Here is a 22,128-nt window from a genome sequence, read left to right on the forward strand (position 1 = left end):
TTATAGGATCGCCTTTTTTTATTCAAGTGGTAACAGTTTTACAATTACTGGAATTTCCAAGTGAATAATAACCTTAATTTAACGCAAAATAAGTCTAATTTATTGTATGAGTTTGGAAATTGGGTGAAATGCATAATGCGTTCTAATAAACATAACCAAAATAATCGAGGTTCAATAATTGAAATTAGTGGCGATTTGGATCGGAATGTAGAAAATGTAAAGAAATCACTTATAAATACGAGTGATTTAACGATTAGACATTTAATGTTTCATAATAAAAAAATTGTAGTTGCCTATATTAGTACAATTGTAGGTAGAGAATCTCTTGAAGTCCAAATCATTCAACAAATTATTAATAATCCAAAGAATACGATTCCGAATACAGTCTCAATTAATGATGTTAAAAGTTCGGATTCATTTGATGAATGTATTCTCAGTATTGTCAAAGGAAACACACTCATTTTCACTGAAGATGAACAAAGCGTATTTATTTTAGAAACTACTTCTTTTCAAAATAGATCAATTCAACAGCCTATTAGTGAGCAAACGATTAGGGGCTCCCATGACGGATTAGTGGAATGTATACTGACAAATATTAATCAAATAAGACGAAGAATTAGTAATCCTAATCTAGTTGTTAAAACTTTATCATTAGGTGTAGAATCTGATACACGATTAGCAGTCTTATATATTGATACGATTGCAAATGAGGAGTTAGTTAAGGAAGTCCATCGAAGACTTTCTTATATAAATGTTGATTATGTCCATTCACCAGGTAATCTTGAGGAATTTATAGAAGACAATCCATATTCACCTTTTCCACAAGTACTGACAACTGAGAGATCTGATCGAATAGCCGGTAATTTAATGGAAGGAAGGGTTGCCATTCTTACAGATGGTAGCCCATCAGCACTTGTTTTACCAATTACATTTTTCACTTTTTATCAATCACCTGATGACTACAATAGCCGATGGATGGTCGCGTCATTTGCACGTCTTTTAAGATTGGTTAGTTTTTTAATTGCCATATCATTACCTGCATTATATATCGCATTAGTTTCTTTTCATTTTGAAATTATTCCAATAGACCTAGTTTTTAATGTAAAGAGTTCACTAGAAAACGTCCCTTATCCACCATTAATAGAAGCAATAGGAATGCAAATAACATTAGAATTACTTAGAGAATCTGCGATACGTCTTCCAAGCCCAATCGCTCAGACAATTGGTGTTGTTGGAGGGTTAGTAATTGGAACTGCCGTTGTTCAAGCAAATTTAGTTTCAAATACGATGATCGTTGTCATATCACTTACGGCAATTGCATCATTTGTTGTACCAGATAATGAAATCGGAACCTCTGTCCGATTACTTGGATTTCCTTTAATGTTTGCAGCATCATTAATAGGTTTAATTGGAATCGTTTTTGGACTCAGTATTATCCTAATCCATCTATGTAAACTTGAATCGTTTGGGTCACCATATTTCGCGCCATTTGCTCCATTTAGAAAATCAGATTTAAAAGATACTGTTGTTCGTGTTCCACAATGGAAAATGAAAAAACGACCATTTGCACCTTTACCAAAGTCGTTTAAACGAGAAAATAATTCTAGAGGGTGGGAAAATGATGAAAAATGAAAAGATGCTTTCAATATCGCAATTTACATTCGTCATCATTCAAGCTCAAATTGGAGTAGGATTACTTTCACTACCATATGTAGTCCATAAACATGCAGAACACGATGGTTGGATTTCAACATTAGTTGCCGGGGGTGGGGTGTTTTTACTTTTACTAATTATGTGGTTACTTGGCAGTAGATTTCCTAAAGATACGATCTATGAATATACAACGAAAATAGTTGGTAAATATATTGGGATTGTCATTTCGTATCTTTATATCTTATTTTTCTTTATTGTTGCGATTTATGTGGTGATTATCACCATTTCTGTACTTAAAAAATGGATTCTTACATTTACTCCACCTTATGTATTAATCATCTTTATAGTTGGTACAGGGATTTATTTAGCAAAAGAAAATATGAAAGTAATCGCACGATTTTTTACTTTCGTTTGTGTTTTAATTTTATTTTTGATTTTCTTTGAATTTTGTTCTTACAATAATGTAAATTATCGCTATTTATTTCCAGTTGGACAGGCGGGTGTTAAAAACATCATTCTTGGAGCTCACGATGCACTAATCTCCATGATGGGATTTGAGTTCATTTTAGTATTATTTCCGTATGTAAATGGAAAGCCAAACAAAATATTAAAAGCTGGAACAATCGCAATTAGTTTTGTAAGCCTCTTGTATACATTTTTTTTAATTACAAGTTATATGAGTTTTAGCAAAGCAGAAATTGCAATCGTACCTGAGCCAATTTTATATTTATTAAAATCATTATCATATGAAGTGATTGAAAGATTAGACCTTGTCTTTCTTTCTATTTGGGTAGTACCAATCTTAACTTCATTTGTGACCTATTTATATTTAACTAGTTTCGGAATCAGCAAACTCTTAAAGTTTAAAAACCATGGTAAAACAACTATTTATACAGGAATTGCTATTGCGATCATCTGTACTTTTTTACCAAATAGTGAAGAATTTGTAATGAAATTTGGGACAATTCTTTCTTTTACAAGTTATTTTTTTATCTTTGCATTACCATTAATTTTATTAATTGTTTCGCTTATAAGAAAAAAGAAAGAACTCGGTAATTCATATGAAATATAAAATAGCATTGATATCTTTAATTTGTATTTTGCCTTTAACTAGTTGTTGGGATCAAAGATTACTAAAGGAGTCTAGGCTAGTTTATAGTGCTGGATTTGATTTAGCAGAGGATAATAATATGCTCGTAACTGCAGTCATTAAAACAAATAGCCAAGGTGGAAGTGATCCTACACAAGTTAAAACAACAAATGTCATTATTACAGCCACTGGAAAAACAACAAGTGATGCGAGAATTAAAGTTACTCGAAAAGTAGCAGGTGATTATGCTACTAATAAAACAAGGGTTTTATTACTTGGAGATGAATTATCTAAACAGGATATTTATCCTATATTCGATGTTATATATAGAGACCCTAGAAGTTCATTAGGGGCAAAAGTTATTATTACTAAGGGTAAAGCGGAAGAAGTTTTAAAACTAAGCAAAGTAGAGGAAACACTCATAAGTGAAGAAATTTTGGATCTAGTAACTAACGCAGAAAGCCATACAATGGTTCCAATTGAAAATGTTCAAACAATCTGTACAATCATGTTCGACCCAGGTGAAGATATTTTTTTGCCGCTAATTGAAAAAGATGATGATAAATTGATCGATATTTCTGGGGTAGCATTATTTAATGATCAGAAATATACAGGGTATAATCTTTTAGGTGATGAACCTACTATGTTACTTTTATTTAAAGATCAAATGAAGAAGTACGCAAGATTTAATGTAAATGTTAGTCCGAAAGAAAAAGATATTAGGGAACGGTATATAACGATTCAAGTGAAAAAAAATAAGCCAAAGATGGAAATTAAAGTATCAAAAGGAAATAAAATAACCGTAAATTTAAATCTAAAGCTGGACGTTGACACACTTGAGTACGCACATGATGAATTAGATTCTAAAAAAGAAATTGATCAGTTAAATAAAAAAATTTCAAAGCAATTAACAATTAAAGCTGAAAAAATCATTAAAACAGTTCAAGAATCAAATTGTGATGCATTAGGAATTGGCAGACAGTTAATTTCATTTCATCCTGACGTGTGGAAAAAACTGGATTGGGACAAAGACTATGCTAAAATTACAATTAAACCAAAAGTTGAAGTGAAAATTGTCGGAACAGGTATCTTAAAATAACAAAAAACCATCCATTGAGGATGGTTTTTTGTTTATTTAGATTACAAAATAATAAACACAGAAGAAATGACAAAGTGTTCCAAGCATAATGAAAATATGAAAAATTTCATGGAATCCCCAATTTTTAAAAGATAAAAATTTAGGTTTAATTCCATAAATCACACCACCAACTGTGTAGAAAATTCCACCTAAGATTAGCGCGAACATTCCTTTCATACTAATCGCATCAGATAAAGGTGCCGAAGCAAGTATAATGACCCAGCCTAAAGCGATATAAAGGGCTGTTGATAACCATCTTGGACAACTAAACCAAATCAACTTGAACAAAACACCACAAAATGCAATGAAAGATACAATCGAAAAGATAATCCATCCCAATGTCCCTTTTAGACTAATGATACAAAAAGGAGTATATGTACCTGCAATTAAGACAAAGATCATTGAATGATCCATCCGTCTTAAAAAAGCGATTATTTTATCGCTAGCTTTTGCCATATGATAGGTCGTTGAAGCTAAATAGAGAAGAATCATACTTACACCGAATGCAATAACCGCAGATGTTTGTAATACACTTCCACCAGAAAATGTTGACTTTAAAACCATCGCTACTAACCCAAATAGTGATAAAACAGCACCGACTAAATGTGTCATGGTATTAATAGGTTCACGCATATAGTTCCCCATATATATCTCCTCCAACTATGTTATGTAGTTTTGATAACTACATATAAAGTTATCATCAACGATATTATATAGTCAAGTGTTTAAAGAACAATTTTTTTATGATAAAATTAACCCGTAAATTACATAAAAAGAGGAAGAAAAATGAAAAAAATTAATGAATTAATTGAACAAATAGATTTAGATAAAAAAATATTATTAGAGGATATTCCTAATCTAGATCTTTATATGGATCAAGTAATCCAACTATTTGATAATAAATTTGCGAAACCGAATTCAAATGAAAAAGTAATGACAAAAACAATGATTAATAATTACGCTAAAGCTAAATTGCTTTTCCCAATAAAAAATAAGAAATACACAAAGAATCATATCATTTTAATCAGTTTAATTTATCATTTAAAAGGTGCACTTTCGATTAATGATATAAAAGAGTCTTTAAATGGATTAAATCAAAGAATCCTTGAAAATAATGAAATAAGTATTGATGATATTTACTCAAGTTTTTTACATTTAAATGAACTAGACCTTGAAAAGTTTAAAACTGAACTTCAACAATCTGGTGAAAATGTAAGTAAAGAAATTGAACAGATTGATGATGAAAGTAAAGAATATATTGAGAAATTACTCTTAATTACTTCTTTCGTTAATATGAGTAATTTATATAAAAATGCAGCTGAAAAATTAGTAATGGATATGATTGAGAAGCAGAAATAAAATACATTTTTGAGCTTAGTCGATCGGTAAGGGGCAATCTAATTAAGTAGGTTGCTATTTAAAGTGGCCCCGCCTAATGTTTAGTAGAATGTACGAGGTATTAGGGTATTCTAGATGGAAATGACCTTTCTTTGCAGGTAATATGCCTATATACATCAATTTTTTCATTCTAAAAAGGTTTAGAGTAAAATTGCTAGCTTTTCACTTTATATTACTCACGATTGTACAATCTATAGGATGTAATACCTTAACTGGTATGGGTAATTTTTTGTTTTATTTGCTATTCTTTTGAATTTAATTGCAGTTTAGGGGTTTTTAATTGCGATTTTCAGATTTTAATTGCAGTACACTTTTATTTGCACAGATTGACTCAATAACTACTGTTCTCCAGGACATGATTGAATTTCTCCAGCACTTATTTGCAGTTTCATTTTAAAATATTTTTCAAATTCTTGCTCTTTCATTCTAATATCAGTCCATTTTTCTTAATTAAGTCTATAATAAAATTTAAATAAGACCATGAAGAGCAAAGGGTGATTTAAATTGCATTCAACTGAAAAACTATATTGGACTTTAATTGAACATAAAAAATGGAAGATTCATATTGCTGCAACAATAAAAGGGTTATGTTTCGTAGGCTCACAATGTGGACCCATTCAAGAATTAATTTTATTTAAGGATAAATACTTTCCTGGAATTGAAATGGAAGAAGATGAAAAAATATTAGAAGCTTATAAAAAAGAGATTATTGAATTTTTAGAGGGCGAGCGGTCTAATTTTAATAGTAGACTTGATTTTCGTGGTACTGCATTTCAAAATTCAGTTTGGAGTGCGCTATGCTCGATCGGTTATGGAGAAACTAAAACTTATTCCGACATTGCGAGTTACCTAAATAAGCCAAAATCTGTTCGAGCAGTCGGGAGAGCAATTGGTGCAAATCCAATATTGATAATTATTCCTTGTCATCGCGTAATTGGAAAGGATGGATCATTAACTGGCTATCGTGGTGGTTTAGAAATGAAAAAAAGTCTTTTAAAAATTGAAACTAGAAACTAATTAATTAGGAGGTGTTTGGATGGAAAGTGAAATATTTTATAAAAATCCAAAAACCATTCTAAATAAAGGTACAGGTTTTCTCTCAGGATATACTCACTCTTTAAATCCTTATACTGGTTGCTCATTTGCATGTTCATATTGCTATGTAAGACAAATGCCTGTTTCACTTTTTCGAAAAAAAGAATGGGGTAGTTGGGTTGATATTAAACAGAGTGCCCCTATTATTCTAGAGAAAGAATTGAAAAAGGCAAAAAGCAAAGATAAAGTAACCATTTTTATGTCATCTAGCACAGATCCATTTCAACCGATTGAATATAAAGAAAAATTGACTAGAAGTCTATTAGAAGTCATGCTGCAAAATCAACCAGATTTTTTATTCGTTCAAACTCGGAGTCCGCTTGTAAAAAGAGATATTGATCTCTTAAAGCTATTTAAGGAGAAAGTACGAGTAAGTATGACGATTGAAACAGACTTGGATGAAATAAGAAAGTTTTTCTCACCATATGCACCCCCTATTAATGCACGACTTAAAGTCATCGAAGAACTTGTAAATGCTGGAATTCCAACCCAGGCTACAATCGCCCCTATTCTCCCTAGTAGCGAGAATTTCCCAAAAAGATTATCGGAAATTGTTCATAGAATCTGTATCGATGATTTTTTTATGGGTGACGGAAGCGGAGGAAAACGAACAGGTCGTCTTGGTATTGAAAAAAAATATGCTGAGCGTAATTTAGAAGATTGGTATGGTCCAGATGCCTATCAGATCGTTTATCAACGATTTAAAAAATATTTTTCAGAGGATCAGCTTTTTATTAGTCAAAAAGGTTTTGAACCATAAACCAAAAATTTAAAAACATCAATTCATAAAAAAAGATAGAAAATTGTGGTATTTTAAAGTAGAACCTTTTTATGAATGGAGAGATAAAAGTTGGCAGAAGTAAAAATAATGAATAGTAGTTCGGATATTTTGAAAACGTTTCAAACAGTAAGTCAATTACGTCCACATTTAAGAGAAGATGAATTTGTTAACACGATTAACAGATTAATCAACACAAATCATTATCAACTTGTAGCCGTGATCGAAAATGATGAAGTAACAGCTGTTGCTGGTTATCGTATAACAGAATCATTAGCATGGGGGAAATACTTTTATGTTGATGACTTAATTACTAGTGAAAATCATCGTAAAAAAGGCTATGCACAAATTTTGTGGAATTGGTTAATTAATGATGCAAAACTAAATAATTGTGAACAATTCCATCTAGATTCTGGGGTACAACGTTACGATGCTCATAGGTTTTATCTTAAAAATAGTTTAAATATTACATGTCATCATTTTCAATTGAATTTTTAACTGACTCAACTGCTTCAAAATTATTTAGCAGATCGATACTCAATACATTGAGGCTGTGAAAACAGTCTCTTTTTTGATCGTAAATTTAAAAAACTTTACAATTATGCTTACGGACCAAATCTTTTATTATTTATTAGAATTGATTTTAGAAAATAGATTAAAGGAATGATATACTATTTTCAAATAGATACAGGAGGCTTTTACTAAATGAAAGAAAAGAATTCAAAACGGCTAGCCAATATTTCACTAATCGTGGCAACTTGTGGTTTCGCTGCAACAATGCCGTTTCAATCTAAATTATTTCAAATCCTTTCTGGTGGATTTGAGGCAGCTTTAGTTGGTGGTCTTGCGGATTGGTTTGCTGTAACTGCAATGTTTCGTCATCCTCTTGGTATACCGATCCCACATACAGCTTTATTACCTAAAAATAGAAAGAAGATTACTGAGGGGATTTTAAATACACTTAATAATCAATGGCTAAGTAAGGAAAGTTTAATTGAAAAGGTAGAAGAACGTGACTGGGTTAATCAAGGTATTAATGCTTTTGAAAAGATCCTTGAAAATGATGAATCAAGAAATAAAATGGTTCATTCAATCAAACAGTTTGGTGCATCTATTCAGGATGATACAATCAAAAAATTTTTATTAAATACATTTAAACCAACAATTGATTCCATATCATCTCAGAACTTATTAAGTAAAGCTGTCGATACAGTTATTGAAAAAGAATGGGATGCAAAGACATATGAATTTTTAATTAATAAAATCGAAGAAACAGTTAGCCTACCACATATTAAGGAATTAATCGGTAAAGAAGTTATACAGTTTATCGAGCGAAAGTTTTTTATGATTAAAGCTTTTCTACCAATGATTGGAGAAGAGAAAATAACAGAATTTATACATAGCGGATTAATCGATTTACTAACGGAATTAAAACACCCTAATAGTGATCGTAGGAATTTCATTTTATCGTTTATTCGAATGGAAGCTGATAAAACTAAATCGAATGAAAACATTATTCGCCAATTAGATGAATGGAAAAATAAAGGCTATGAATATATTGTAGATCAAGCAATTAAAATGTTTAGAACAAAAATTAATGATGAAGAGTTTATTTTTAATGCGATCCAAAAAATAATCAGCTTCATTAAAAATTCTAATTGGATTGATACTGTTGAGCAAAGTTTTAAGAAACTATTAACAAATACAGTTGAAAAATATCACCATAAAATTAGTGATTTAGTAAGATACAATATTGAAAAATTATCTACTGAAGAGATAACTGATTTATTGGAAAATAAAATTGGTAAGGATATTACTTGGATTCGTGTCAATGGAGCTGTTTGTGGATTTATTATTGGTTTAGTACTGACTAGTCTAAGATTGATTTTTACATAATATTTAAACATTACTTCCTACAAAAGCCTTAATTAACGTAAAAAGTTAATTAAGGTTTTTTTATATAATGAAAGTTTAAATTGGCATCAGGGAAGAAAAATCGACGTAATTTCCAATTATTGGAATTAATTCTGTCTTCGCCTGAAGTCTCGTCAATAAATTAAAAAAATCCAATAAATAGAAACATAAGCATTTTATTGGAAAGAAAAATTTTTTTCATGTATTATAGGTTTGGGTAAAAAATATTTTCCGAATGGATAATTGGAATGAATTATTTGAACTAACATTAGCTCTAAATAAAAATTAAAGATCGTTTGAAATATATTTTTTATTATCAACTAGTTAAAAGTTCGAGTAAGAGGAGGTTTAGTTAATGGATTCTATGTCATTTGTATTATTCGGAGCCACAGGCGATTTAGCAAAACGAAAAATTTTTCCTGCTTTATATAATTTATTTATAGATCAAAAGATGCCAGAGTCTTTTTCAATCATTGGGATTGGTAGAAAAGATTTTTCAAATGATGAATTTCAGAATCAAGTAATGCAATCACTCATTACTTTTTCAAGACGTTCTTTAGAGGATCAAAAAATGGTCCAAGAATTTCTAGATTCAATTCGTTATCAACAGCTAGATATCACGAATAAAGAAGGATTCGTTGATTTATTAGATTTAGTCAAAGAAAGAGAACAGGAATTACAATTACCTGAAAACAGATTATTTTATTTATCTGTAGCACCAGAATTTTTTGAAGTTATTGCATCAAATATTAAGGAAAGTGGACTTGGTACGACAAAAGGTTGGAAACGTCTAATCATTGAAAAACCTTTTGGACGTGACTTGAAAACGGCTAGAGATTTAAATGAAAAATTAAGTAAGTCATTTAAAGAAGATGAGATTTTCCGAATTGATCATTACTTAGGCAAACCTATGGTTCAGAACTTAGAAGCTTTAGAGTTTGCTAATCCAGTTTTACAAGCATTATGGAACAATCAATATATCGCAAATGTTCAAATTACCGCAAGTGAAACAGTCGGAGTTGAAGAACGAGCAGGTTATTATGATAAATCTGGAGCAATTCGAGATATGTTCCAAAATCATATGTTACAAATGTTAATGATGTCTGCTATGCATTTAACTAACCAAAATACGGCTAGTGATGTTAGAGCTGAGAAGAAAAAGGTTCTTGAATCTCTTCTACCTCTATCAAAAGAAGAAGTAGTTTCTCATGTAGTACGTGGTCAATATGGTTCAGGTGAACAAAATGGTAAGAAAGTAGTTGCATATAGACAAGAACCAGGAATTGAATTTTCATCACAAAATGATACTTATGTAGCAGCTAGAGTATTAATCGAAAACGATTTTTGGAAGGGAATTCCATTCTATATCCGTACAGGTAAAAGAATGAAAGAAAAATCTACTCGAATCGTTTTTGAATTCAAAAGTCCGATTCAAAATCTTGCCAAAAAGAACAGCATTAATAATGGACCAAATTTATTGGTTATTGAAATTAATCCAAATGAAAGAGTTTCTTTCTATTTAAATAGCAAAAACGTAGAGGGCAATATTGAACCTGTACAAGCTGAGTATTTTGCGAATAAAGAAGATCGTCCAGAAGCGTATGAGTTATTAGTATACGATGCGTTACGCGGCGATTCGAAATTTTTTGCTCATTGGAATGAAGTAGAATTATCATGGCAATGGGTTCAACCAATTTTAGAAGCATTTGAAGAAAATTTAGTACCACTTCATACTTATAAATCCGGTTCATTTGGTCCAGAGGCTGCTGATGAATTATTAGCAGAAGATGGTTTCAAATGGTGGTTAGATACAGATTTTGTACAAGAAAATGAAAACAACAAAACAGATCTAAAAAGGAGTATTTAAATTATGAGTTCGATTTCTACATTATCAATTAATACAATCCGCACACTTTCAATTGATGCGATTAACCAAGCTAATTCTGGTCATCCAGGTTTACCAATGGGTGCAGCGCCAATGGCATATGCACTTTGGGCAGATCATTTAAAGCATAATCCAAAAAGTTCAAAATGGTTTGACCGTGACCGTTTTGTATTATCAGCTGGTCATGGTTCAAGTATGTTATATAGTTTACTACATCTTGCAGGCTACGATGTTTCAATCGAAGACCTTAAAGATTTCCGTAAACTAAATAGTAAAACACCTGGACATCCTGAATTTGGACACACTGATGGTGTTGAAGCTACGACTGGTCCATTAGGACAAGGTATTGCTACTGCTGTTGGTATGGCAATGGCTGAAGCTCATTTAGCAGGTAAATTTAACAAAGATAACCTTTCTATTATTGATCACTATACTTATGCATTAGTTGGTGATGGTGATTTAATGGAAGGTGTTGCATACGAAGCTATGTCACTTGCTGGTCACATGAAACTTGGAAAACTAGTTGTATTATACGATTCAAACGATATTTCATTAGATGGTACATTAAATCTTTCTTATTCAGAAGATATGAAAAAGAGAGCTGAATCATTTAACTGGCAATATTTAAGAGTAGAAGATGGAAACGATCATGTAGAAATTTCGAAAGCAATCGAACAAGCTAAACAAAACTCAGACCAACCGACAATCATTGAAGTTAGAACAATTATTGGTTACGGAAGTCCAAAAGTGGCTGGTACAAATAAAGCCCATGGTAATCCATTAGGTCTTGAAGAAGCAAAAGAAACGAAAAAAGCATATGCTTGGAATTACGAAGAAGATTTCTTTGTACCAGAAGAAGTTAAATGTCATTTCAAAGAAATACAAGAAAAAGGCAGCGAAAAAGAAGCTGAGTGGAATAAAGTTTTTAATGCTTACCGTGAAGCTTACCCAGAATTAGCAGTTCAGCTTGAAAAAGCAATTAAAGGTGAAGTTTTAATCGAAACAGAAGATTTATTAACTTTTGACGAGAATAAAACAATCTCTACACGTGTTGCAAGTGGAGAAGCAATTAATCACTACATTAAATCAGTTCCTGAAATTTTCGGTGGAAGCGCAGATTTATCTCATTCAACGATGACAGATATTAAAGATGAAAGTAAATTTGCTGTAGAATCATTTGCTGGACGCAATATTTATTTTGGTGTACGTGAGCATGCGATGGGTGCTGCTGCAAATGGTATGGCATTACACGGTGGAGTTAAGCCTTTTGTAAGTACGTTCTTCGTATTTAATGATTATTTACGTCCATCAATTCGTTTAGCAGCATTACAAAAATTACCAGTAACATATGTATTCACTCATGACTCAATTGCAGTTGGTGAAGACGGCCCTACACATGAGCCAGTTGAACATTTAGCAGCTTTACGTGCGATCCCTGGTTTAACAGTTATTCGTCCATCAGACGCAAATGAAACAGCTAATGCTTGGGCATATGCGTTACAAAATACAAATGGACCAATCGCTTTAGTATTAAGTCGTCAAAATTTACCTGTATTTGAAGAAACAGCATCTAGATTAGATAATCTTTCAAAAGGTGGATATGTTTTAACAGAAACGAATGATCAACCAGACTTAATTTTAATCGCTACAGGTTCAGAAGTGTCACTTGCAGTGAATAGTAAAATTGAGTTAGAAAAAGAAAACTTATCAATTCGTGTAGTAGCAATGCCAAGTTGGGAGCTATTCGATCTACAATCAGATGAATACAAAGAGTCTGTTTTACCATCACACGTATTAAACCGTGTTTCAATTGAAATGGGAATTTCACTTGGATGGGAACGCTATGTTGGTTTCAAAGGTAAAAAAATCTCAATCGAGACTTTTGGAGCATCTGGAACAGGTAATGAAGTAATGGAATTATTTGGTTTTAGTACAAAGAATGTAGTTAACGTAAGCAAAACTTTATTAAATTCTTGATCAAATAATATTTTATTTATTTTTTTATCATAAAAATTTTTACTTAGAGAAAAACATTAATATTACTGTAGATATTATGGGAGGATAACGTAATGAAAGTTGGTTTAATTGGATTAGGAAAAATGGGTCTAAACTTAGGTCAAAATTTAATGGATCATAATCACGAAGTAGTAGCATTTGATTTGAATACTGCAGCAGTAGAAGAAATGAAAGGCTTTGGTGCAGTTGGTACTTCAAGCTTAGAAGAATTAGTAAAAAATCTTGATACGCCAAGAGTTCTTTGGATTATGGTACCACATGGAGTAGTAGATTCTGTTATTAGTGATGTAAAACCATTCTTATCAGAAGGGGATATTATCATTGAAGCAGGAAACTCACATTATAAAGAGTCTATTAGACGTTATGATGAATTAAAAGAACATGGAATCCGATTCATGGATGCTGGTACTTCAGGCGGTATGGAAGGCGCTCGTAACGGTGCTTGTTATATGGTTGGTGGAGACCAAGAAGCTTGGGATATCGTAGAACCAATCTTTAAAGATACTTCAGTAGAAAATGGTTTCCTATATGCTGGTAAAATTGGTAGTGGACATTTCCTAAAAATGGTTCATAATGGTATCGAATACGGTATGATGGCTGCAATCGGTGAAGGATTTGAAGTACTAGAAAAAAGTGACTTTGATTATGATTATGAAAAAGTTGCGAAAGTATGGAATAATGGTTCTGTAATTCGTTCTTGGTTAATGGAATTAACTGAAAATGCATTCTCAAAAGATGCTAAGCTTGATGAAATTAGAGGCGTAATGCATTCATCTGGTGAAGGGAAATGGACAATTGAAACTGCTCTAGACCTTCAAGCTGCTACTCCAGTTATTGCAATGTCATTATTAATGCGTTACCGTTCATTAGATAACGATACGTTCACAGGTAAAGTAGTTGCGGCTCTTCGTAATGAATTTGGTGGACATGCAGTTGAAAAGAAATAAATAAAGTATAAAATAGGAAATATCCCTAAAAATTGGAGGAATTTAAAAATGAAATTTTTTATTGACACAGCTAATGTAGAAGACATCCAAAAAGCTTATAAAATGGGTGTATTATCAGGAGTAACTACAAATCCATCTTTAGTAGCAAAAGAAGGAGTTAAATTCGAAGACCGTATCGAAGAAATTTTAAAATTAGTTCCTGAAGTAGAATCAGTTTCTGCTGAAGTTACGCCAAATGCTGTATCTGCTGAAGAAATGATCGCTGAAGCTGACGAGCTTATTAAAATAAACGGTGGAGATAAAAATATTACAATTAAATTACCAATGACACTTGCTGGTTTAGAAGCTTGCCGCTACTTAACGAAAAAAGGTGTTAAAACAAACGTAACATTAATCTTTACTGTTAACCAAGCTTTATTAGCAGCTAGAGCAGGTGCTACTTATGTATCTCCATTCTTAGGTCGTTTAGACGATATTTCTGAAGATGGTGTATTATTAGTTGCTAAAATTGCTGAATTATTCAAAGTTCATAATATGGACGCTCAAATCATTGCTGCGTCAGTTCGTCACCCAGACCATGTTACTCGTGTAGCATTAGCTGGAGCTCATATCGCAACAATTCCTTACAGTGTTATTGAGCAATTATCTAAACACCCATTAACAGATCAAGGTATTGAAAAATTTGCTGCTGACTGGGCAAAAACTTCATTATAATTTGTAACAAACTTTAAATCTAATAAGTATAAAGCCCCCATCTTCATTGAAACTAATTTTGTAGCTATGAAATGGGGGTATTTACATAAAAACAAGGAATAGAGGAGGAAATAGTAATGAATTCGAATCAGAAATTTGTTGGTTATGTAGGTACATATACAAAAAGTGAAAGTAAAGGTATTTATCAATTTACGCTTGATACAGAAAAAGAAAAAATAACGGATGTTAAACCGGTTGCTGAATTGGGAAATCCAACTTATTTAGCAATTAGTGAAGACAATAAGAATCTATATGCTGTTGTAAAAGAAGGAAACTTAGGTGGTATTGCTGTTTATTCGATCGATGAAAACAGTGGGGAGTTAAACAAATTAAACGAACAGCTGAATGAAGGCGCTTCACCTTGTCATATTAGCATTGATTCATCAAAGCAAAATATTGTTACAGCAAATTATCATAAAGGTACAATTGAATTATATAAAATCAATCAAGAAAATGGTTTTGCAAGTGATGTTAAATCGATTATGCAACATGAAGGAACAGGTCCGAATAAAGAACGTCAGGAAAAACCTCATGCCCATTTTTCTGGTTATACATTAAATGAAAAATATGTTGCTGCAATAGATTTAGGAATCGATAAATTAAATACTTATAAAATTGAAAACAATTCTTTAATTGAAGTAAGCAGTCTATCTGTTAAACCAGGAAGTGGACCACGTCATATCACATTCCATCCGAATGGAAAGTTCGCTTATATTATGACAGAGCTTAGTTCGGAAGTAATTGCGCTACAATTAAATGAAGATGGAAGCTTTACAGATTTACAATATATTTCTACAATCCCTAGCGATTTTACTGAAAACAACCAAGGAAGTGCCATCCATATTTCAAAAGACGGTCAATTCGTATATGCAGGAAATCGTGGTCATAATAGTATCGCAGTATTTAGTGTAAATCAAGATACTGGTAAGCTTGAATTAGTGGGAATTACTTCAAGTGAGGGTAATTGGCCAAGAGATTTCGTTTTAGATCCATCTGAGAACTATTTAGTTGGTTCAAATGAAATGTCAGGGAATCTAGTTTTATATGCAAGAAATAAAACGACTGGAAAATTAACAGTGCTTCAATCAGACGTACAAGTACCTGAAGCAGTATGTGTAAAATTTTTAAACGTTTAATCTAAATTAGGAGACTTTAAAGATGGATTTTAAAATAACTGATGCAGCCAAAGAAATACTTGGCGCAGTAGATCAAAATAAAATACTTCAATTAGAATTTGACCGTGGAAGCTGTGATGTAGTAAATAACATTTATGAGATAAAAGTTATTAATAAAAGAGAATGTGGTCCTAATGAAAAAATGATAATTGGTGACCAGTTTGAATTTATGGTAAATAAAAATTTTGAAGATGTATACGAAGACCAACTAGTAATCGATTATGTTAATGGATCATTTGTTTTCAAAAATCGAAATCAAATTTTTAATAATCGAATCGGATTAACTTATATTAAATAGGATTATATTAACGGTTACTTAAATGATAACGAGAGAAGAAGTTTTTTGAGATGCGATTCTTTGAGGGATTAGCGTCTCTTTTTTTATGATTTATGAAAAGAGAGGGGGATAATTATTACTTATATAATAAATTTTTATAAAATTAACAAATTACATTGTTCTCATTCCTTTCAATAAATTTAAATTAGTGTTTTTATAGGTGAAAAATAATCTCTACTATTCTTGTTTTAGTCGATTTGCTTTAATTTGTTTAGTCATCCAATGTTTATCTGTCTGCACATGGTTTTCTCGAACAAACTTTGCAACCGAGTATTTAAAATCATTGTATTGAAATCCATCAGTTAATCGTATAACGTATCCTTCTTGTTCCCCGCCTAAATTTGACTTTTTTGTATAACAAGCTTTTATAGCTTCTTCATTAAAGACACCCTTGTATAAAACCGGTGCCGTTTTTAGACCTAATAATTCAGACCATATAATCGTCTCTTCCCACGATAGACATTTATTTTGTTCGTCCCATATTGAAAAGATATAAAAATAACTATCTAGTTCCTCATAAAGGATCGAATGCATTGCATATACATTTTCTCCACAAACTCGCCAATGTTCGGGGATTTGGTAACCAATCGTTGCTTGTAGCATTTTAACCCAATGTCTGGATGGATGGTCTAGGCTATCAGTTGATCTTGCGTGTATCGCATCCCGATAAATCGAGCAATTTTCACCATCTATTTTTTCCGTTACAACAACTTCTTTTCCAATAAAATGTTCAATAGTATGAAGCGTTTTATCATCAGAAGTTTTAGATTCTGACCAAGGTAAATGAAATGTCTTTGGATACTTAATTTTCATATACTAACACCTCACTTCGCAAACGTATCTGCTTCACGAAAGAAATAAAGTTTTGCGAGTAATTCATCACCAAGTAAATGATAAATTTCAGTTGCTCCTTCGTTACCACCGTAGTTAATTAACATGTGCATTTCGATGATCCCAACTACGGCTTGGATAAATTCATCTTCAAAACCAAGTGCAGTTATAAAATGAAATGCAATTTGTGAAGAAACTTTTTCATGACCAAAGTATGAATAATACCCTTTTGTTACTTTATACGTCTTACAGAATACCTTCCCAACATCATGAAAAAGAGCTGCCATTTGCAGAATAAGTTTATCTTCTTCTTCGTACATTTCATTAATGTACTCAATAACTCCGTATGTGTGCTGGCATAATGTCAGCGTATGAAACGGATTTTCTTGATTAAAATCCTTCATAGCTTGAAAAAATGGTACACAAGTGAGCTTCTCGAATAACTCTTCATAAGAAACTTCATTCACTAGTAGGTAAGTTAATTCATGTTTCAACAATCATAAGAAAATGGTTCATGAATTGTGTGGATGACATCCCATCCTTCATTTTTTAAAGGGAAATCAAGGTTTTTCCGCATCTTAACAAGAATTCGATCTTCTACTACACGCTCTCTCTTGTTATTTCGGTCTACACAAACTTCATACGGCACATCCATGTAATAGCACTCTTTATGAACGTCTACGAATTTATTTAATGCTTTCATTCGTCTTTCACGTTCAATATTTGTTGCATCAATGAGAACACTTTTCCCTTCAGCAAGTAAATGATTGGCTCTTTTGTATAATTCCATATACAAAAGATTCGTCCTCTTTTGCTTATTTACATTAAAGAATAGTGTTTGACGTAACTCATCAGTGGATAAAATAATGGCTTTTTCTTTCTTGGCGATTTGTTTAGCCATTTCACTTTTCCCACTACCAGGAATTCCAATCATATAAATCAATTTTTGCATTTTAACTTCCTCCTTTATCTAAAGGCAGATAAATAAAGGAATTACGATTTGATGGAGCGAAAGTTGGAAATCGAATTCAAAATACCAAATACTTCCGCAATTTCTATTATATATACGAATTTAAGCTACTGATAGCAAAATATTAATTTTTTCAACAATATAGCAAATTTAAACGATTTAATAAAAGGTTAAGCTAATCTTTTAAAGTGAATAAAATAGAGTTGGATAAATATTTGAATAGTCGGAAAATAACCCGATTGACGGTTTATTTGGTGTAATGGATAATTAATAACAATAGAATCAAATATAGTCAATGGAGGTCGAATGTGATCAATCAGAAAATAAAATACACACTATTGTTTCTCTTGTGTTTTGTCTTCATCTGTTACAAATTCCTTATGCCTACTTTACAGATGAATGGAAACAATCAAAAAAATATACTAGCAACAATCCATTCAGTAACCAATGGGGGAAAAACTATTGATATTATTAAAATTTTAGATATTGGAAATGATCGATATGTTGCCTATTTGCAAAACAATACTCCGTCGTACATTCATTTTAAAAAAGATAATATTGGAAACTATAAATTTCTAAATGCTGAGTTTGGATCGAACTATGAAAGTGACATAACCAATGAAAATAAAATAAATTCAAACTTACAAGACTTTGCTTTGCCGATCAAATATAAAAATGACAAGCCTTTACCTTTGAAAATCTTAGTCATCACAAATCATTTTAATACTGTCTCTAAATTAAGCGTTCGCCTTATGAATGCTACTGGGAGCAATGAAAAAGTTGAAATAAAGGTTGGTAAACCGAGCGCTAAAATCATTACAATGTACAAAGCAACCAATGCATTTAGTCTAGAAAAAAGGTATTTTGATGAACATGGAAAACAGATTGATTAAGTAATAGGTAAACATCGAGGCTTAATATATATTCCGAATAAGATTGCCAATACGGATGTAAAGGGGTTATTTTCGGATGATTTAAATATAGGTTTCGGCAGTGAGATGGAGCTAGGATATGCTGGTGAAGAAGAATATATGAATAAGAGTGGGATTAAAAAAGGTGGAGTGAGTCAAAATGTTAAAACATAAAAAGTTTTTTTATATTTCAATCATTCTGTTTTTGATATCTGTGGCATTTAATTTTACTTTTCCTAATGATGAAACTTTAGGTGCGAAATTTTCAGTAAATAATATACCGATTACAAAAGAAACTGGACTAAATTATGTAGGAATTACATCGATACTATTATTGATCGCTAGCTTTTATTTTCTATCAAAATCATTTAAAAAATTTAGGGTACGGATTATTTTGATTGCTTTATTCATTTCAGTGATTACTCCATCTTTTCTTGCAAATGCATATCAAAAGACAATGGCTACTGATATTTATGCAGTTTCGTATGAGCGGAGTAAAAGTAGGTGTAATTTTGAAATGAAAAATGAAACAATATTACATGCAGAATGTGAACTTCCTTTTAAAAACTATCGTAATAGTGATGTGCTTTTTACGATTGATTTTTATAATAAATATCCGTTTGAGGACGAAGGGGCCATGTTATCACTCATGAAAAAAAATGCCCCATATAAAGTAAAATTAGGAAGAAATGAGAGTAAGGTTGTAAAAATTGAAACAGATATTGATGTATCAACCATTAAAAATCATGTTGATAGTGGGGAAACAACAGAAGTACATATGATGATCATCTCTAAAGGGAAAAGTAGAAAAATATGAGTCCTTTCTTATATTTGATTCTACCAATTCCAATAAGTTGAATAGTAAAGTGTCACAATAGTGGCTCTTATATTATTTGAAACACTTTTTCCATTAAGGGTAGTATACGGGATAAATTAGATTGTTTGTGATATGATTTAAAATAAAAACATACACTCTAGTGATGTATATTTTTAACACTTTAGGGGATGGAGAAATGAAATTTGAGATGCAAAAAGCGAATATGTTGGCTGAAGATATAAATGATTTTGTTAAGTTAGTACATAATAGTTATGAAAATAGTAAATACACGTCTACTAATAATAAAGACAAAATATATCAAATAAAACTACTAATTGAAGAATTTAGATTTCAAGTATTGGCAGATGAACTATTCAGAATTAATCGGTTTGCGTGGGATGGAAAATATACATATTTATTGATTGAGAACTTTATAAAAGGAATAAGCATTATTGATGAATACGTGGAAAATAACTATAATGAACTTTATATTTTCACAGCAAAACTCTACACTTTAAAAAATGCAATCATTTCATTTAATAATAAGTAATAAAATGTGTCAAGATTATTCCAATAAAAATTAAAAATGCTATTTCCTCTAAGAAAGGTAATAGCATTTAAGATTGAAGTTTGTTAAAGTTTTTTAAACCTAATTGGACTTACCATTAAGAAAGCAAGAATTAAAGTAATCCATGCATTACTATAAAAAAACATTCCCATACCAGCTAAAGGTAAACCAGCAGCAGGAATAGGTAAACCCTTAAAATAACCTATGGTAGGTTTAGCACTAAATTTTGCTAATCTTAATGCCCCCATCGTAGGAAAAAGGATAAATGCAAGTGATGTTAAGATTGATGGTGCCGAAATGGAATGAAATAAAAGCGCAGGGGCAACGCCGAAACTAACAATATCCGCTAAAGAATCTAGCTCTACACCAAATTCACTATTCACTTTTAGTTTCCTAGCCACTCTTCCGTCAAGAAGATCAAAAATAGCAGCGATGAAAATAAAAATTGAGGATAACATGATTAAACCACTCATATTAAGCGTGATCGATAGAACACCACATACTAAATTTCCGATTGTAAGTAAATTGGGTATAGATTTTACGACCTGACTAAACAAAGTATCCCCCCTGAACATAAAAACCTTTCAATAGTATTTTCTAACTTTTTACACTTTATTCTTAAATCATACATAGTTATTTATTAAGTTTGTAAAATTAAAAAAGGGGAAAAATACCAAATACCGAATAATAAATACATAGGATCAAGTTAAAATAAGATTAAAGATTTTAGGAGGCATTAAATGAAGGCATTATCCGTTTCACTTGGACTATTTCTAGAAGTGATTAGAATAATAGCGATTTTCGGGTTACTAGGTGCTTTATTTTCAACTGTTGTATCAAAAACATATAATGAAATTGGTGTAAATCTTACTCATACTGGATGGTGGTGTTATTTTGGTATACTTGTTTTAATTTTTGTCATCTATCGAAATAAATTACAATTCAGTGGATGGTATAATGGAAAAGGAAGGGAGAAATTAACTAAAATAGTCACAAAACTGTTAATTTCTTGCTCAATCATTATGATATTAATACCTGGCATAAATGAAGTAATTCATAAGTTGTAAAAAAGTTAATATAGCAGTTACTTAGAAAACAACAAGATCGACGATTAGTCGATTTTTATTTTGTCTATACAATTGAATCTAGGAGTGATTGAATTGACACTATTTGGCTATCTATTTTGGGGATTTTTTGTTGTTGCCATTGCATTTGGTTTTTTTATGCAAAAAAAATTTGGAACAAAAGCGCCTGATAAAACGGAAAGTCAAAAATTGCATGAAGAAATTACGAGACAGACACATAACAATGATCGACCAAGATTTTAAATCCTGGGTGTGGTTGAATTAATTGAAAAATCATTGTACTAATTTCCAAATGACGTTGAAGCTTGAAAAAGTTAATATAAAAGAAAAGTAGTACTTTACCAAGAAAGGAAAATACCATGAAAAAGATTGATGAATACTTTGAAACAGCAATGGAAGCTTGGAGTATGATGCAAAAAACGACTGATGATGAAGGAGCAGAATGGGCAGAACGATTCGAACGCTACTTCTATGAATTTATTGATGAAGTGAAGAAATGGTGGGAAACGCTTGATCCAAAACCTACAAATATAGAAGATGCTGAGGAGTTACCTGAAGTTAAAAAGTGGATGGAGCAAATTCCAGGTCCAGTACAATTAAATTTCCTAACTGAATTAGAGGATATAGTTGATGGTATTGAGACAGTACGGTTGGATTTTAATGAATAATTAAACGAATGTTAAGAGGAATACTTATGTCTGTAAAAGATCCAGGTAATAGATGCCCTTATTGGATAAGGGACGGGAAACCAGTTATAAAAAAATGAA

The 22,128-nt window shown here is 31.5% G+C and carries 25 protein-coding genes; 20 read left to right on the plus strand and 5 right to left on the minus strand.

Annotation, left to right across the window (positions count from 1 at the left end; translation table 11 throughout):
* Window positions 1–135: 135 nt before the first annotated feature.
* From BED47_RS01860 to BED47_RS01870, 3 genes are read left to right on the plus strand one after another with little or no spacing between them, the layout of a single operon-like run.
* On the plus strand, window positions 136–1,632 hold the full coding sequence (locus BED47_RS01860; protein WP_069032119.1) for a spore germination protein: 1,497 nt from the start codon (window positions 136–138) through the stop codon (window positions 1,630–1,632).
* Window positions 1,622–2,725 carry a GerAB/ArcD/ProY family transporter gene (locus tag BED47_RS01865; protein ID WP_069032120.1) on the plus strand — a complete coding sequence of 368 codons (1,104 nt, stop codon included), beginning with the start codon at window positions 1,622–1,624 and terminating at the stop codon, window positions 2,723–2,725. Before BED47_RS01860 ends, BED47_RS01865 begins: the two co-directional genes overlap by 11 nt.
* On the plus strand, window positions 2,715–3,842 hold the full coding sequence (locus BED47_RS01870; protein ID WP_069032121.1) for a Ger(x)C family spore germination protein: 1,128 nt from the start codon (window positions 2,715–2,717) through the stop codon (window positions 3,840–3,842). The genes BED47_RS01865 and BED47_RS01870 overlap by 11 nt, the downstream gene beginning before the upstream one ends.
* A gap of 36 nt (window positions 3,843–3,878) precedes the next feature.
* Here BED47_RS01870 and trhA read toward each other — a convergent pair whose 3' ends face one another.
* Window positions 3,879–4,526 (minus strand): PAQR family membrane homeostasis protein TrhA, encoded by a 648-nt coding sequence (gene trhA, locus BED47_RS01875; RefSeq protein ID WP_069032122.1) that lies wholly within the window; start codon window positions 4,524–4,526, stop codon window positions 3,879–3,881.
* Window positions 4,527–4,667: 141 nt separating this feature from the next.
* Here trhA and BED47_RS01880 point away from each other — a divergent pair, with 141 nt between their 5' ends.
* From BED47_RS01880 to BED47_RS01930, 11 genes are all read left to right on the plus strand, one after another.
* Window positions 4,668–5,240, plus strand: coding sequence for a DUF1836 domain-containing protein (locus BED47_RS01880; RefSeq protein ID WP_069032123.1), 573 nt, complete (start codon window positions 4,668–4,670; stop codon window positions 5,238–5,240).
* Window positions 5,241–5,783: 543 nt separating this feature from the next.
* The gene (locus tag BED47_RS01885; RefSeq protein WP_069032124.1) at window positions 5,784–6,296 is read left to right on the plus strand and encodes a methylated-DNA--[protein]-cysteine S-methyltransferase; all 513 of its coding nucleotides are present in this window, start codon (window positions 5,784–5,786) and stop codon (window positions 6,294–6,296) included.
* Between the two features lie 19 nt (window positions 6,297–6,315).
* Window positions 6,316–7,134 (plus strand): SPL family radical SAM protein, encoded by an 819-nt coding sequence (locus BED47_RS01890; protein ID WP_069032125.1) that lies wholly within the window; start codon window positions 6,316–6,318, stop codon window positions 7,132–7,134.
* 90 nt (window positions 7,135–7,224) lie between these two features.
* On the plus strand, window positions 7,225–7,650 hold the full coding sequence (locus BED47_RS01895) for a GNAT family N-acetyltransferase (RefSeq protein ID WP_254664517.1): 426 nt from the start codon (window positions 7,225–7,227) through the stop codon (window positions 7,648–7,650).
* A gap of 207 nt (window positions 7,651–7,857) precedes the next feature.
* A complete protein-coding gene (locus tag BED47_RS01900; RefSeq protein WP_069032126.1) occupies window positions 7,858–9,048 on the plus strand; it encodes a DUF445 domain-containing protein in 1,191 nt (396 codons plus the stop codon).
* Between the two features lie 373 nt (window positions 9,049–9,421).
* Complete coding sequence (gene zwf, locus BED47_RS01905; RefSeq protein WP_069032127.1) at window positions 9,422–10,933, plus strand: glucose-6-phosphate dehydrogenase; 1,512 nt, start codon at window positions 9,422–9,424, stop codon at window positions 10,931–10,933.
* Window positions 10,934–12,928: a transketolase gene (gene tkt / locus BED47_RS01910; protein WP_139116324.1), complete on the plus strand. Its 1,995-nt coding sequence runs from the start codon at window positions 10,934–10,936 to the stop codon at window positions 12,926–12,928.
* Between the two features lie 92 nt (window positions 12,929–13,020).
* Window positions 13,021–13,914, plus strand: coding sequence for a phosphogluconate dehydrogenase (NAD(+)-dependent, decarboxylating) (gene gnd / locus BED47_RS01915; RefSeq protein ID WP_069032129.1), 894 nt, complete (start codon window positions 13,021–13,023; stop codon window positions 13,912–13,914).
* 48 nt (window positions 13,915–13,962) lie between these two features.
* Window positions 13,963–14,628, plus strand: coding sequence for a fructose-6-phosphate aldolase (gene fsa / locus BED47_RS01920; protein ID WP_056465967.1), 666 nt, complete (start codon window positions 13,963–13,965; stop codon window positions 14,626–14,628).
* Window positions 14,629–14,744: 116 nt separating this feature from the next.
* Window positions 14,745–15,803 (plus strand): lactonase family protein, encoded by a 1,059-nt coding sequence (locus BED47_RS01925; protein ID WP_069032130.1) that lies wholly within the window; start codon window positions 14,745–14,747, stop codon window positions 15,801–15,803.
* A 22-nt stretch (window positions 15,804–15,825) separates the two neighbouring features.
* Complete coding sequence (locus BED47_RS01930) at window positions 15,826–16,140, plus strand: iron-sulfur cluster biosynthesis family protein (RefSeq protein ID WP_069032131.1); 315 nt, start codon at window positions 15,826–15,828, stop codon at window positions 16,138–16,140.
* Window positions 16,141–16,356: 216 nt separating this feature from the next.
* Here BED47_RS01930 and BED47_RS01935 read toward each other — a convergent pair whose 3' ends face one another.
* From BED47_RS01935 to BED47_RS23940, 3 genes are read right to left on the minus strand one after another with little or no spacing between them, the layout of a single operon-like run.
* Window positions 16,357–16,992 (minus strand): RNA ligase family protein, encoded by a 636-nt coding sequence (locus BED47_RS01935; protein ID WP_069032132.1) that lies wholly within the window; start codon window positions 16,990–16,992, stop codon window positions 16,357–16,359.
* A gap of 11 nt (window positions 16,993–17,003) precedes the next feature.
* The gene (locus BED47_RS23935; protein WP_254664518.1) at window positions 17,004–17,504 is read right to left on the minus strand and encodes an HD domain-containing protein; all 501 of its coding nucleotides are present in this window, start codon (window positions 17,502–17,504) and stop codon (window positions 17,004–17,006) included.
* On the minus strand, window positions 17,501–17,962 hold the full coding sequence (locus BED47_RS23940; RefSeq protein ID WP_254664519.1) for an ATP-binding protein: 462 nt from the start codon (window positions 17,960–17,962) through the stop codon (window positions 17,501–17,503). The genes BED47_RS23935 and BED47_RS23940 overlap by 4 nt, the downstream gene beginning before the upstream one ends.
* A 326-nt stretch (window positions 17,963–18,288) precedes the next feature.
* Here BED47_RS23940 and BED47_RS01945 point away from each other — a divergent pair, with 326 nt between their 5' ends.
* The 3 genes from BED47_RS01945 to BED47_RS01955 all read left to right on the plus strand — a co-directional run bounded on the left by BED47_RS01945 (window position 18,289) and on the right by BED47_RS01955 (window position 20,258).
* On the plus strand, window positions 18,289–18,873 hold the full coding sequence (locus BED47_RS01945) for a hypothetical protein (RefSeq protein WP_069032133.1): 585 nt from the start codon (window positions 18,289–18,291) through the stop codon (window positions 18,871–18,873).
* A 178-nt stretch (window positions 18,874–19,051) separates the two neighbouring features.
* Window positions 19,052–19,708, plus strand: a complete 657-nt coding sequence (locus BED47_RS01950) for a hypothetical protein (RefSeq protein ID WP_069032134.1) — start codon at window positions 19,052–19,054, stop codon at window positions 19,706–19,708.
* Window positions 19,709–19,904: 196 nt separating this feature from the next.
* Entirely contained in the window at window positions 19,905–20,258 is a 354-nt protein-coding gene (locus BED47_RS01955) for a hypothetical protein (protein WP_069032135.1), read from the plus strand.
* An 83-nt stretch (window positions 20,259–20,341) separates the two neighbouring features.
* Here BED47_RS01955 and pssA read toward each other — a convergent pair whose 3' ends face one another.
* Window positions 20,342–20,833 (minus strand): CDP-diacylglycerol--serine O-phosphatidyltransferase, encoded by a 492-nt coding sequence (gene pssA / locus BED47_RS01960; protein WP_069032136.1) that lies wholly within the window; start codon window positions 20,831–20,833, stop codon window positions 20,342–20,344.
* A gap of 183 nt (window positions 20,834–21,016) precedes the next feature.
* Here pssA and BED47_RS01965 point away from each other — a divergent pair, with 183 nt between their 5' ends.
* The 3 genes from BED47_RS01965 to BED47_RS01970 all read left to right on the plus strand — a co-directional run bounded on the left by BED47_RS01965 (window position 21,017) and on the right by BED47_RS01970 (window position 22,029).
* Window positions 21,017–21,343 (plus strand): hypothetical protein, encoded by a 327-nt coding sequence (locus BED47_RS01965; RefSeq protein ID WP_069032137.1) that lies wholly within the window; start codon window positions 21,017–21,019, stop codon window positions 21,341–21,343.
* A 93-nt stretch (window positions 21,344–21,436) separates the two neighbouring features.
* Complete coding sequence (locus BED47_RS23555; protein WP_175403431.1) at window positions 21,437–21,604, plus strand: hypothetical protein; 168 nt, start codon at window positions 21,437–21,439, stop codon at window positions 21,602–21,604.
* Window positions 21,605–21,720: 116 nt separating this feature from the next.
* Entirely contained in the window at window positions 21,721–22,029 is a 309-nt protein-coding gene (locus BED47_RS01970) for a hypothetical protein (protein ID WP_069032138.1), read from the plus strand.
* Window positions 22,030–22,128 lie beyond the last annotated feature (99 nt).

The organism is Gottfriedia luciferensis, assembly GCF_001712755.1.
GTDB classification, from domain to species: domain Bacteria; phylum Bacillota; class Bacilli; order Bacillales; family Bacillaceae_G; genus Gottfriedia; species Gottfriedia luciferensis_B.

Excerpts from the sequence above, each read along its gene's own strand:
- BED47_RS01965 (WP_069032137.1), top strand. The coding sequence starts at position 21,017 with ATGAAGGCATTATCCGTTTCACTTGGACTATTTCTAGAAGTGATTAGA.
- BED47_RS01925 (WP_069032130.1), top strand. The coding sequence starts at position 14,745 with ATGAATTCGAATCAGAAATTTGTTGGTTATGTAGGTACATATACAAAA.
- BED47_RS01865 (WP_069032120.1), top strand. The coding sequence starts at position 1,622 with ATGAAAAATGAAAAGATGCTTTCAATATCGCAATTTACATTCGTCATC.
- BED47_RS01880 (WP_069032123.1), top strand. The coding sequence starts at position 4,668 with ATGAAAAAAATTAATGAATTAATTGAACAAATAGATTTAGATAAAAAA.
- BED47_RS01900 (WP_069032126.1), top strand. The coding sequence starts at position 7,858 with ATGAAAGAAAAGAATTCAAAACGGCTAGCCAATATTTCACTAATCGTG.
- BED47_RS23940 (WP_254664519.1), bottom strand. The coding sequence starts at position 17,962 with ATGCAAAAATTGATTTATATGATTGGAATTCCTGGTAGTGGGAAAAGT.
- BED47_RS01930 (WP_069032131.1), top strand. The coding sequence starts at position 15,826 with ATGGATTTTAAAATAACTGATGCAGCCAAAGAAATACTTGGCGCAGTA.
- zwf (WP_069032127.1), top strand. The coding sequence starts at position 9,422 with ATGGATTCTATGTCATTTGTATTATTCGGAGCCACAGGCGATTTAGCA.
- BED47_RS01870 (WP_069032121.1), top strand. The coding sequence starts at position 2,715 with ATGAAATATAAAATAGCATTGATATCTTTAATTTGTATTTTGCCTTTA.
- trhA (WP_069032122.1), bottom strand. The coding sequence starts at position 4,526 with ATGGGGAACTATATGCGTGAACCTATTAATACCATGACACATTTAGTC.
- fsa (WP_056465967.1), top strand. The coding sequence starts at position 13,963 with ATGAAATTTTTTATTGACACAGCTAATGTAGAAGACATCCAAAAAGCT.
- BED47_RS01970 (WP_069032138.1), top strand. The coding sequence starts at position 21,721 with ATGAAAAAGATTGATGAATACTTTGAAACAGCAATGGAAGCTTGGAGT.
- BED47_RS01950 (WP_069032134.1), top strand. The coding sequence starts at position 19,052 with ATGTTAAAACATAAAAAGTTTTTTTATATTTCAATCATTCTGTTTTTG.
- BED47_RS01890 (WP_069032125.1), top strand. The coding sequence starts at position 6,316 with ATGGAAAGTGAAATATTTTATAAAAATCCAAAAACCATTCTAAATAAA.
- BED47_RS01935 (WP_069032132.1), bottom strand. The coding sequence starts at position 16,992 with ATGAAAATTAAGTATCCAAAGACATTTCATTTACCTTGGTCAGAATCT.
- BED47_RS01860 (WP_069032119.1), top strand. The coding sequence starts at position 136 with ATGCGTTCTAATAAACATAACCAAAATAATCGAGGTTCAATAATTGAA.
- BED47_RS01955 (WP_069032135.1), top strand. The coding sequence starts at position 19,905 with ATGAAATTTGAGATGCAAAAAGCGAATATGTTGGCTGAAGATATAAAT.
- gnd (WP_069032129.1), top strand. The coding sequence starts at position 13,021 with ATGAAAGTTGGTTTAATTGGATTAGGAAAAATGGGTCTAAACTTAGGT.